At 66.8% G+C, this 10,570-nt stretch carries 11 protein-coding genes; 6 read left to right on the top strand and 5 right to left on the bottom strand.

Annotation, left to right across the window (positions count from 1 at the left end; genetic code table 11):
• Nucleotides 1-224: 224 nt before the first annotated feature.
• The gene (rpsU, locus tag AC6RA4_RS18560) at nt 225-431 is read left to right on the top strand and encodes a 30S ribosomal protein S21 (RefSeq protein WP_005614280.1); all 207 of its coding nucleotides are present in this window, start codon (nt 225-227) and stop codon (nt 429-431) included.
• A gap of 486 nt (nt 432-917) precedes the next feature.
• Here the strand turns inward: rpsU and AC6RA4_RS18565 are convergent, their stop codons facing one another.
• Both AC6RA4_RS18565 and AC6RA4_RS18570 read right to left on the bottom strand, forming a co-directional pair.
• Entirely contained in the window at nt 918-2,369 is a 1,452-nt protein-coding gene (locus AC6RA4_RS18565) for a D-alanyl-D-alanine carboxypeptidase family protein (RefSeq protein ID WP_500162911.1), read from the bottom strand.
• A 306-nt stretch (nt 2,370-2,675) separates the two neighbouring features.
• A complete protein-coding gene (locus AC6RA4_RS18570) occupies nt 2,676-3,374 on the bottom strand; it encodes an HAD family hydrolase (protein WP_500162895.1) in 699 nt (232 codons plus the stop codon).
• A 95-nt stretch (nt 3,375-3,469) separates the two neighbouring features.
• On the opposite strand from AC6RA4_RS18570, the gene clpS reads away from it, so the two are divergent.
• Genes clpS through hemF form a run of 4 tightly spaced genes read left to right on the top strand, consistent with a single transcriptional unit; the run spans nt 3,470 to nt 6,640 of the window.
• Nucleotides 3,470-3,838, top strand: a complete 369-nt coding sequence (gene clpS, locus AC6RA4_RS18575; RefSeq protein ID WP_500162897.1) for an ATP-dependent Clp protease adapter ClpS — start codon at nt 3,470-3,472, stop codon at nt 3,836-3,838.
• 25 nt (nt 3,839-3,863) lie between these two features.
• Nucleotides 3,864-4,841, top strand: a complete 978-nt coding sequence (locus AC6RA4_RS18580) for a class I SAM-dependent methyltransferase (protein ID WP_500162899.1) — start codon at nt 3,864-3,866, stop codon at nt 4,839-4,841.
• A 46-nt stretch (nt 4,842-4,887) separates the two neighbouring features.
• A complete protein-coding gene (locus AC6RA4_RS18585; RefSeq protein WP_500162900.1) occupies nt 4,888-5,688 on the top strand; it encodes an SDR family NAD(P)-dependent oxidoreductase in 801 nt (266 codons plus the stop codon).
• Nucleotides 5,689-5,743: 55 nt separating this feature from the next.
• Nucleotides 5,744-6,640, top strand: a complete 897-nt coding sequence (gene hemF / locus AC6RA4_RS18590) for an oxygen-dependent coproporphyrinogen oxidase (protein ID WP_500162902.1) — start codon at nt 5,744-5,746, stop codon at nt 6,638-6,640.
• A gap of 29 nt (nt 6,641-6,669) precedes the next feature.
• Here the strand turns inward: hemF and AC6RA4_RS18595 are convergent, their stop codons facing one another.
• A complete protein-coding gene (locus tag AC6RA4_RS18595) occupies nt 6,670-7,284 on the bottom strand; it encodes a response regulator (RefSeq protein WP_500162904.1) in 615 nt (204 codons plus the stop codon).
• 441 nt (nt 7,285-7,725) lie between these two features.
• Between AC6RA4_RS18595 and ade the strand changes: the two genes are divergently transcribed.
• On the top strand, nt 7,726-9,423 hold the full coding sequence (gene ade, locus AC6RA4_RS18600) for an adenine deaminase (protein WP_500162906.1): 1,698 nt from the start codon (nt 7,726-7,728) through the stop codon (nt 9,421-9,423).
• Here the strand turns inward: ade and AC6RA4_RS18605 are convergent, their stop codons facing one another.
• Entirely contained in the window at nt 9,424-9,828 is a 405-nt protein-coding gene (locus AC6RA4_RS18605) for a hypothetical protein (protein WP_500162908.1), read from the bottom strand.
• Between the two features lie 73 nt (nt 9,829-9,901).
• A partial coding sequence (locus AC6RA4_RS18610; RefSeq protein WP_500162909.1) for a lytic murein transglycosylase occupies nt 9,902-10,570 on the bottom strand: 669 nt, incomplete at its 5' end.

The raw sequence follows: 10,570 nt of genomic DNA on the forward strand, positions 1-10,570 counted from the left end.
TCCCCGCATCCGCCACCGCCGCACGGAAGGTCGTCTCCGACCATCCATCGAAGGCAACTTGTGTCCGCGCCGCGTCTAGCAGGCGCCCGGCTGCATCGTCCGTCATGGGCCTCTCCTTCGACTCAATAGAGTTTCTAGACCCTAGACAATTTAGACCGGCCTTGCTATAGGGCCACCTCCTGCAATTCCTTGCAACTCAAACTTAGAAAGGTGGTGAAAACCACATGCAGGTTAGTGTTCGCGACAACAATGTCGATCAGGCGCTCCGTGCCCTGAAGAAGAAGCTGCAGCGCGAAGGCGTGTTCCGTGAAATGAAGCTCAAGCAACATTTCGAGAAGCCGTCCGAGAAGAAAGCGCGCGAGAAGGCCGAGGCCATCCGCCGTGCCCGCAAGCTGGCACGCAAGAAAGCCCAGCGCGAAGGTCTCCTCTGAGCCCTTTGCCACGGATTTTCCGGCGCAGGTCAGGCAGCTGACCTTCCAACACCAGAAGACGACGACCCCCGGGGCCCTGCCTTTCGGGGGTTTGTCATGTCCGGATCCCGAACCGCTCCTCCGCCCTTGCGGGCGTCCTCGCAGCCGCGTGGCGAGAGCTGCCGACTTTGCCCGGCATCGCGCCGACGGCAACTTCCGGCCAGCCTCCGGCGGGAGTATTTTTGACGAAGAGAAGACAGGAGCGCGCACGCCTTCTCTGGTTCCGAAATACCTCGGGGGTGAATTGGCCCACCGGGCCAAGAGGGGGCCGCGCCCCCCTCCCCGCCCTGACCCGGCGAAGACGGGACCGGGCTAATCCTGCGCAGCCCGTAGGGCTGCTCCGCTTCGACATCGCCGAAAATAAAATGCCCCCGGCGAGGTGACCGGGGGCAGGGCTCTGGAGGTCCGCCCGGATCTTCGCCGGTGCGGTCTTGAACCGTCAGGGCCTCAGCTCGGCCCGATCATGAAACAGGTCACCTGCCGGGCCTGCAGCCGGCGGCAGGCAAGGTCCGCGGTCTCGCGGCTCAGCCCCATGAAGTTCGCGTCATAGCCCGAGCTGCGGCCGACCACCTTGCGCAGCGAGCCGTCGAGCGTCGAGGTCTCCATCAGCGCGGTCTTCAGCAGCACCTTCTCGGCGGCGTAGCGGCTGGGATAGCGGCCCACGTTGATGCCCCAGTGTCGCCCGCCCGAGGTCGAGAGCCGGGTCACGACCTCCTGCGTTTCCTGCGCCGGCGCCGATACCGGCACTGCCTGCGTTCCGGCGGGGGCCGCCGACGCGGCGGCCAGCAGGATGCCCTGCGGACGGCGCACCGGCTTGATCGACGCGTTGGGCGCCACGTCGGAGGCATCCGCGGCGGGGACCGCTTCGGCGATCTCGACCTCCGAGACGGCGCTCTCCTCGGCAGTCTGCACCTTGGCCAGCACGGTCTCGATGTCGCTCTCGACGCTGGCCACCAGCGGCGCGACCTCGGCGCTCGAGGCGCCCGGGCGCGATTGCGGCCGCAGACTGCGGGTGACCGCGGCCGAGACCACGCGGATGGTCTTGCCGCGCGCCCCGTCCGGCGAGGGATCGGCGCTGCGTGCGACTTCGACCGCACCGAGCCCGCTGTTGCCGAGATAGCGCGGCTTGCCCGGCGCACGCAGCGCGACGCGGGTCTTGGCGCGCTTGAAGCCGAGGTCCATCAGCTCCGCCACCTTGGCGTTGCGCGATGCGGTGGAGCGTCCGCCGAACACCGTGGTGATCACCCGCTCGCTGCCGCGCTCGGCCGAGGCCACGAGGTTGAAGCCGGCGGCGCGGGTGTAGCCGGTCTTGATCCCGTCGGCACCCTTGTAGGCGCCAAGGAAGCGGCGGTTTGTGTTGTAGACCTCGTGCATGCCGGCATGGGTCGTGATGCGCGAGAACAGGTTATAATACTGCGGGTAGTCGTAGATCATGTGCCGCCCGAGCAGGGTCATGTCGCGCGCGGTCGACATGTGACCGGTCTCGGTCAGGCCGTTGGCGTTCTTGAACGTGGTGCGGCTCATGCCGATCGCCTTGGCGGTGCGGTTCATCCGCCGCGCGAAGGCCGCTTCGCTGCCTGCGATGGCCTCGCCGATCGCCGTGGCCGCGTCGTTGGCGGATTTCACCGCCGCCGCGCGCACCAGGTAGCGCAGCTTGATCTTCTGCCCGGCCCGGAGGCCCAGCTTGGAGGGCGGCTCGGCCGCCGCGTTGCGCGACACGGTAACTTCCGTGTCCATGGTGATCTCGCCGTGCTCGACCGCCTCGAAGGCGATGTAGAGCGTCATCATCTTGGTCAGCGAGGCCGGGTGCAGCGGAGTGTCGGCATTCTCGGAATGCAGCACCTCGCCGGATCTGGCATCCATCACCATCGCCGCGTAGGGCGCAGCCATGGCGCTCATCGGTGCAACGATGAGGAGCCAGAAAAATGTCACTATATGCAGGCCTGCTCGGCCCGGCTTTTGCCTGTGCCGTCCCGTCACGGTATCCGCCTTCTTTGCCTCAATGTTCCCGGTTTTTCCGGTGAACTTCTCGTTATGATTGTCGAGAAGCGTAACATGGAAGATACGATGACGGAAGTCCGCAATATGTTGATAATCTGCTTCTTTTGCAGGCGCTGAAATCCACATCTTGGGGCCGGAACCGTGCCTCGGACTAGTGAGGCGATTGAGGCGAAAATGTGGCGCAGCACTCGCCCGCCTTCCGGCTCAGCCGATCTCCTCCACGAGACTCACCAGCCCGCCGAGGTCGACCAGCTCGACGAAGCGCGGATGCTCGGGCTTTTCCGCCGCCTCCAGAGACCACATCAGCTCGTGCGGGACATAGACGCCCCAACCGCCGGCCTCGATGGCCGGGCGCACGTCGGATTTCAGCGAGTTGCCGACCATCATTGCGCCCCCTGCCCCGCCCGGACAGCCCGAGAAGATCCGGGCATAGGTGTCCGGCTGCTTGTCCGAGACGATCTCGACCGCGTCGAAGAGATCCCCCAGCCCCGACTGCGCCAGCTTGCGCTCCTGGTGCAGCAGATCACCCTTGGTGATGAGCACGAGATGATGGCCGCCCGCCAGCGCCGCAACCGCCTCCTGCGCATGCGGCAAAAGCTCGATCGGATGCGCCAGCATGTCCTGCCCGGCCGCCAGGATCTCGCCGATCACGCTGCCCGGCACCCGTCCCTCGGTGACCTCGATCGCGGTCTCGATCATCGACAGCACGAACCCCTTCACCCCAAAGCCGTAATGGCCGATGTTGCGCCGCTCCGCCGCCAGCAGCCGCTCGTCGAGGTGATCGGGCTGTGCATGATCCTTGAGCAGATCGGCGAATCGCTCCTGCGTCAGCTTGAAAAACCGCTCGTTGTGCCAGAGTGTATCGTCTGCATCGAAACCGATTGTTTGCAAATTCGCGGCCATAAGGGGAAGACTCCGTGCTATGCCCTTTTCTCCCGGGCATCCCCGTTTTATATAGACGCTTCGAGCCACCAACCGCAAAGCGCCTTGAGCCCGAGATGACCCACACCATCACGGAAAAAACCATCCGCCTCGCGAACACGCCCTCCCTCCCGGGAGACGGCGATGGTGATGGCGATGCCGATGTGGTCCTGCAGACCAAGCCCAAGACAAAGCGGCCGCCGCTCTACAAGGTGCTGCTGCTGAACGACGATTACACGCCGATGGAATTCGTCGTCCACGTGCTCGAGCGGTTCTTCGGCATGTCCCATGCCCAGGCGTTCGAAATCATGCTTACGGTGCACAAGAAGGGGGTCGCGGTGGTCGGCGTGTTCAGCCACGAGATCGCCGAGACCAAGGTCGGACAGGTGATGGATTTCGCCCGCCGCCATCAGCATCCGCTGCAATGCACCATGGAAAAGGAGTGAGCCGCGCCCCCGCGCCGGCCCTGCCATGACAGCCGACAGATTGAGTTTCGCAACCGAGGCGGGCCTCGCCCTGCCCGACGATGGCCGCATCCTGCTGATCGGCGCCCCCGGAGACCTGCTCTCCGAGGCGCTGCCGCTCGAGCGCTGCGCCGTGGTGCAGGGCTTCAAGCCCGATCATGACCTCTGGCAGCGCCGCGGCGTGCCGGTCGCGCTGGCGCCCGAGGGCGATTTTGCCGCCGCCATCGTCTTCCTGCCCCGCGCCCGCGAGCTGGCCGAGGCGCGCATCGCCATGGCCTGCGCCGCCGTTCCCGGCGGGCTGATCGTGATCGACGGCCAGAAGACCGACGGCATCGAGCCGATTGCCAAGGCCGTCAAGGCGCGCACGCCGCTGCTCGGTCAGGTCTCGAAGGCGCATGGCAAGACGGTCTGGTTCACCGCCAGCGATGCCTTCGCCGACTGGGCCCGCGACCCCGCGCCCAACGCCCACGGGCTCTGGACCGCGCCGGGCGTGTTCTCGGCCGACGCGCCGGATCCGGGCTCGGCCGCGCTGCTGGCGGCCCTGCCCGAGAAACTCGGCGCGCAGGTCGCCGATCTCGGCGCCGGCTGGGGCGGGCTCGGCGCCGGGCTGCTGACCCGCGAGGGGATCAAGACCCTGCACATGGTCGAGGCCGATCACGCCGCGCTCGACTGCGCGCGCCGCAATGTGACCGATGCCCGCGTCCAGTTCCACTGGGCCGACGCCACCGCCTGGACCCCGCCCGAGCCGCTCGACGCCGTGGTCATGAACCCGCCCTTCCATCAGGGGCGGCGCGCCGATCCCTCGCTCGGGCAGGCCTTCATCACCGCCGCGCGCAAGATGCTGAAACCCTCGGGCCAGCTCTGGCTGGTGGCGAACCGCCACCTGCCCTACGAGAGCACGCTTGCCGCGCAATTCCGCAACAGCGACGAGATTGCCGGCGACAACCGGTTCAAGATCCTGCACGCCTCTCGCCCGAACCGTTGATCTTCGCTAACGTCGGGCGGACGCGCCAACTCTCAGGGAACGCCGAATGAGCTATTCGATCGAAGGCAAGACCGCCATCGTCACCGGAGCCGCGAACGGCGTCGGCCTCGCCATCGCCCGTCACTTCGCCAACAAGGGCGCCAACGTGATGTTCGCCGACATGGACGAGAACCGGCTCGCCAAGGAATGCGGGCAGGAAACCGACGGCGGCAACATGTGCTATTTCGCCGGCGACCTGCGCGAGAAGCTGACGCTCGCCAACCTGCTCTCGGCCACGCTCGACCAGTTCGACCGGGTCGACATCCTGATCAACGGCGCGCGGCAGATGATGCCCACCGATCCGCTCGACCTCGAAGACGACACGATGGAGACGCTGATCGGCCAGAACCTGATGCCGGCCTACCGGCTGAGCCAGATCGTTGCCAAGCGGATGATGAAGCAGGCCAATGGCGACAGCGACCGGCAGGCCGGCGCGATCATCAACCTCTCGTCCATCGCCTCGCGCCGGACCCAGAAGCAGATCCTGTCCTACTCGGTCTCCTGCGCCGCGCTCGACCAGATGACCCGATCGATGGCGGTGGCGCTGGCGCCCGAGCGCATCCGCGTGAACGGCGTCGGCTTCGGCTCGGTGATGTCGGCCAGCCTCAAGGACAAGCTCAAGGATCATCCCGACTTCCGCAAGGAGATCGAGGCCCACACGCCGCTCGGTCGAATCGCCGCCCCCGGCGCGCTCGCCGAGGCGGTGCAGTTCCTCGCCTCCGAAGGCTCGGGCTTCATGACCGGGCAGATCCTCACCGTCGATGGCGGCCGCACCCTGATCGATCCGGTCGTCGCCCCCGCGCATTGATTGCCCCCGCCCTCGCTTGCGTCTAACACGGGTCCGCATAGCGAGGAGATCCACGATGACCGACACCGACGCCTTCGCCGAGCGCAAGAGCCGCGCCGCGGCCTGGTTCCGCGCCCTGCGTGACGAGATCGTGGCCGCCTTCGAGGGGCTCGAGCAGAGCCACGACACCGGGCCCTTCTCGGACGAGCCCGCCGGGGCCTTCGAGGTCACGCCGACGACGCGCAGCGCCGAGGACGGCTCTGACGCCGGCGGCGGTCTGATGAGCGTGATGCGCGGCGGCCGGGTGTTCGAGAAGGTCGGCGTCAACGTCTCGGAGGTGTACGGCACGCTCGGCGAAGCGGCGCAGAAATCGATGGCGGCGCGCGGCGTGCCGGGCATCGAGAGCGACCCGCGCTTCTGGGCCAGCGGCATCAGCCTGGTCGCCCACATGCGCAACCCGCACGTCCCGGCCGTGCACATGAACACCCGCATGTTCTGGACGCCCCATGCCTGGTGGTTCGGCGGTGGCTCCGACCTCAACCCCTGCATCGAATACGACGAGGACACGGCGCATTTCCACGCCACCCAGAAGGCGCATCTCGACCCGCACGGGGAGGCGCTCTACCCCGAGCTCAAGGCCTGGGCCGACGAGTATTTCTACATCCCGCACCGCAAGCGGGCGCGCGGCGTCGGCGGCATCTTCATGGATGATCGCAACACCGGCGACTGGGAGGCGGATTTCGCCCTGACGCAGGATATCGGCCGCGCCTTCCTGCCCGCCTATCTGCCGCTGGTGGAAAAGCGCCGGGTACAGCCTTTCGACGAGGCCGACCGCGAGGCGCAGCTGGTGCATCGCGGGCTCTATGCCGAATACAACCTGGTCTACGACCGGGGCACCAAGTTCGGGCTGGCCACCGGGCACGACGCCAACGCGGTGCTGATGAGCCTGCCGCCGCTGGCGAAATGGATCTGATCTTTATGTGACGGCGAGGCGCCGGGCGGTCAGAACAGCCCGGCTTCCTTGGCGATCATCGCCGCGTGGGTGCGGTTCGACGCGTCGATCTTGCGGTAGAGCGACTTCACGTGCAGCTTCACCGTGGGTTCGCGGATGTCGAGATCGCGGGCGATTTCCTTGTTGGACTTGCCCTGCGTCAGCCCCTCGAGCACCTCGAGCTCGCGCGGCGAGAGCTTCTCGGCCAGCGGGTTGACCTCTTCCTCGACCTCGGCGCGCATGAAATCGAGCGGTGCGTATTGCTCGCCCATCGCCATGAAGCGCACGGCGTTGACCAGCGACTTGGCCGAAAGCGTCTTGGGGAGGAAGCCCGCCGCGCCTGCCTCGAGCACCTTCTCGGCGACCTCCTTGCTGGCGGTGCCGGAGATGATCGCGACGCGGCGCGCGCCGGACAGCTCCTGCATCCGGGTGAACCCCGCGAGCCCGTTCATGCCGGGCATCGAATAGTCGAGCAGAACGAGATCGAAAGGCCCGTCAGTGGCGACGCGCGCCTCGGCCTCGGGATAGGACGAGACGCCTATGGTCTCGAAGTTGCCCTCGCCCTGGAGGAACAGTTCAAGCGTATCGCGCAAGAGGTCATGGTCATCGGCGATCAGGACACGCATTACAGCCGTCTGTCGGGCGTCGGGACGCATCGCTAAATCAACCTTCACCTCGAAATCCCCTGTCAAGTTCCACGAATCACCTTTCGGTTGTTCTTAGAGGTTGGTTCGGAAAGAGGGTAAAATTAAGGAAGGCTATCATTCCGCCACGGAAACTGCGGCGCCTATCCCACTGGTGACACTGCTATCTTAGCCCAATCACACGGGAAATGGCGTATTTTTTGTAGATATTTCCGACCTGTTGCCCGTCGTCGCCTATGCTGCCCTTAAGTTGTCTTTTTCGCCCTCCGCTTCGATTTCGGCGTCCGCCTCCAAGCGTGCATGGCGCTGCGGGCCTTCGGCGATTTCGTGCGAGCTGTCGCGGCTGCGCTCCGTTGCGACAGCAGCCCTGTCACCCGCCCAGCGCCTGTGCGACACTCGGCCGAAACAGCAGCGGAGGCCGCCATGGCAGATCTCGAAACCCGCATCGCGCAGGGGCGCGGAGACGCCCCGGCAGACCTCGTCCTGCGCGGCGGCCACATCCTCGACCTGATCACCGGCGACTTGCTCGAGGGCGACGTGGCGATCTGCGGCGACACCATCGTCGGCATCCTCGAAGACTACGAGGCGCGCGAGGTGATCGACGTCAGCGGGCTGATCCTCGTGCCGGGCTTTATCGACACCCACCTGCATATCGAGAGCAGCCTCGTCACCCCCTTCGAGTTCGACCGCTGCGTGACCCCGCGCGGGGTCACCACCGCGATCTGCGACCCGCACGAGATCGCCAACGTGATCGGCGCTCCGGGCATCCGCTATTTCCAGGAGGCCAGCGCGCACACGCTGATGGACATCCGCGTGCAGCTGTCCTCCTGCGTGCCGTCCACCCATATGGAGACCGCGGGCGCCGAGCTGCTGGCCGAGGATCTGGCGCCGCTCATGGGGCACCCTTCGGGCATCGGGCTGGCGGAGTTCATGAACTATCCCGGCGTGATTTTCCGCGACCCGGAGGCGATGAAGAAGCTGCGGCTCTTCGAGGGCGGCCACGTGGATGGCCATTGCCCGCTGCTCTCGGGCAAGGATCTCAACGCCTATGTCGCCGCCGGCATCCGCACCGAGCACGAGGCGACCAGCGCCGAGGAGGCGCTCGAGAAGCTGCGCAAGGGGATGCGGGTGCTGATCCGCGAGGGCTCGGTCTCGAAGGACATGCACGCGCTCCAGCCGCTGCTGAGCGAGCGCACGGCGCCCTACATGTGCCTTTGTACCGATGATCGCAACCCGCTGGATATCGCCGAGCATGGCCATCTCGATTACATGATCCGCACCATGATCGCGCTCGGCACGCCGCCCTTGGCCGCCTATCGCGCCGCGACCCTGTCGGCGGCGGAGGCCTTCGGGCTCAAGGATCGCGGCATGATCGCGCCGGGCAAGCGCGCCGATATCGTCGCCATCGACACGCTCGAGGGCTGTCATGCAAAGCTGGTGCTGGCGGGCGGCGTGGTGGCGGATGATGCCGCCTTCGCCAAGCGCGAGACCATCGCGCCGGTGGGGCGTGGCTCGGTCAAGGCGCCGAAGCTCGTGCCAGAGCAGTTCCGGACCACCGGCAACCGCGAGGAGACCGACGTGATCGGCATCCGCGAGGGGCAGATCCTGACCGATCACCTGCGCGAGACCATCGCCATCGCCGATGGCGACAAGCGCCCCGATGTGGCGCGCGATCTGGTGCGCATCGCGGTGGCCGAGCGGCACGGCAAGAACGGCAACGTGGCGACGGGCTTCGTGAAAGGGTTCGGGCTGCAGAGCGGGGCCATCGCCTCGACCGTCTGCCACGATCACCACAACATCGCCTGCGTCGGCGTCGACTATGCCGACATGGCGCTGGCGGCGAACCGGCTCGAAGAGATCGAGGGCGGTTTCGTGGTGGCAAAGGATGGCGAGATCCTCGCCGAGCTGGCGCTACCGGTGGCGGGGCTCATGAGCCTCGCGCCCTTCGAGGAGGTGCGCGACCGACTGGTCGAACTGCGTGCCGCCGCCCGGTCGCTCGGCGTGACGCTGGAAGAGCCCTTCCTGCAGCTTGCCTTCCTTGCCCTGCCGGTGATCCCGTCGCTGAAGATCACCGATCGCGGCATGGTCGACGTGCTGAAATTCGAGATCATCCCGGGCTGATCAGCCGCCCTCGCAGCGCTGGTAGGTCAGGTCCACGGGTCCGGCATCGGGCCCGGTTTCCTGCCGGTGCAGGCTCTGGCCATCGTCGGAGAGAGTGAGCGTCACGTCCTGTGACCACGTCATGCCCTCGCCGGTATAGGAGAACTCGGCCTCGACCGTCTCGGGTCCGAGCCGGTCTGCCTCGCGCATCGTGGCGCGGGACTCGTAGAAGGTGAGATGGCGCGCGGTGACGACCATCAGCCCCTTGGCATCCGCCCGGCCCGGACCGCAGTCTTCGCCTGCAAGGCCCCAGCGGCCGCGCATCTCGTCGGGCAGCACCTGAAGCTCCACCTCCTCGGGTGGGGTCGGCGCCTCGTCCGGCGCGCACATTCCGACCTGCAACAGCGAGAGCAGGGCGACCGGCAATGCGATATCCCGTATCATGGAGAGATAACGAAAAGCCCCCGCGCCGGGTTCCGGAGCGAGGCTCCGGCGCGCCTCAGAGCATGTTGAGCAGCTCGATCGTCGGCCAGCCATCCGCCGGCAGGCCGAGCTTGGCCTGCATGTCGCGCACCGCCGAGCGCGTCCCCGCCCCGAGGATGCCGTCGATGCCGCCCACGTCGTAGCCCTTGGCGTCGAGCGCGCGTTGCAGCGCCTGCATCTGTTCGCCCGAAAGGCCGGGATCGGGATTGCCGGGGTCATAGACCGAGGCGCCCTCGAGCCGCGTGGCGAAATAGGCGGCGGTCATCACGTAGGTGAAGCTCTGGTTCCACTCGAAATAGACGCGGAAATTCGGGTAGGCGATGAAGCTCGGCCCGCCGCGCCCCTGCGGCAGCAGGATCGAGGCCTCGAGCCGCCCGTCGTCCAGCGCCCCCTCGCGGGCGCGCACGCCGAGGCGCTCCCATTCGGCCACGGTCATCGTGGTCTCGAGCCCGGTCTGCGACCAGTCCATGTCGGCGGGCAGGACCACCTCCTGCAGCCACGGCTCGCCATGGCGCCAGCCCAGCTCCGAGAGCATCTTGGCCCCCGACAGCAGCGCATCCGGCGCCGAGGTCTTGAGGGTGACATGGCCGTCGCCATCCCCGTCCATGCCGTTTTCGAGGATGTCCTTGGGCAGCATCTGCACCATGCCGATCTCGCCCGCCCAGGCACCGGTGGTGCGGGCGGG

This window comes from Salipiger sp. (assembly GCF_059781815.1).

Coding starts and splice junctions, on each gene's coding strand:
- AC6RA4_RS18595 (WP_500162904.1), bottom strand. CDS start 7,284: ATGCGTGTCCTGATCGCCGATGACCATGACCTCTTGCGCGATACGCTT.
- AC6RA4_RS18580 (WP_500162899.1), top strand. CDS start 3,864: ATGACAGCCGACAGATTGAGTTTCGCAACCGAGGCGGGCCTCGCCCTG.
- ade (WP_500162906.1), top strand. CDS start 7,726: ATGGCAGATCTCGAAACCCGCATCGCGCAGGGGCGCGGAGACGCCCCG.
- AC6RA4_RS18565 (WP_500162911.1), bottom strand. CDS start 2,369: ATGAGCGCCATGGCTGCGCCCTACGCGGCGATGGTGATGGATGCCAGA.
- rpsU (WP_005614280.1), top strand. CDS start 225: ATGCAGGTTAGTGTTCGCGACAACAATGTCGATCAGGCGCTCCGTGCC.
- AC6RA4_RS18570 (WP_500162895.1), bottom strand. CDS start 3,374: ATGGCCGCGAATTTGCAAACAATCGGTTTCGATGCAGACGATACACTC.
- hemF (WP_500162902.1), top strand. CDS start 5,744: ATGACCGACACCGACGCCTTCGCCGAGCGCAAGAGCCGCGCCGCGGCC.
- AC6RA4_RS18585 (WP_500162900.1), top strand. CDS start 4,888: ATGAGCTATTCGATCGAAGGCAAGACCGCCATCGTCACCGGAGCCGCG.
- clpS (WP_500162897.1), top strand. CDS start 3,470: ATGACCCACACCATCACGGAAAAAACCATCCGCCTCGCGAACACGCCC.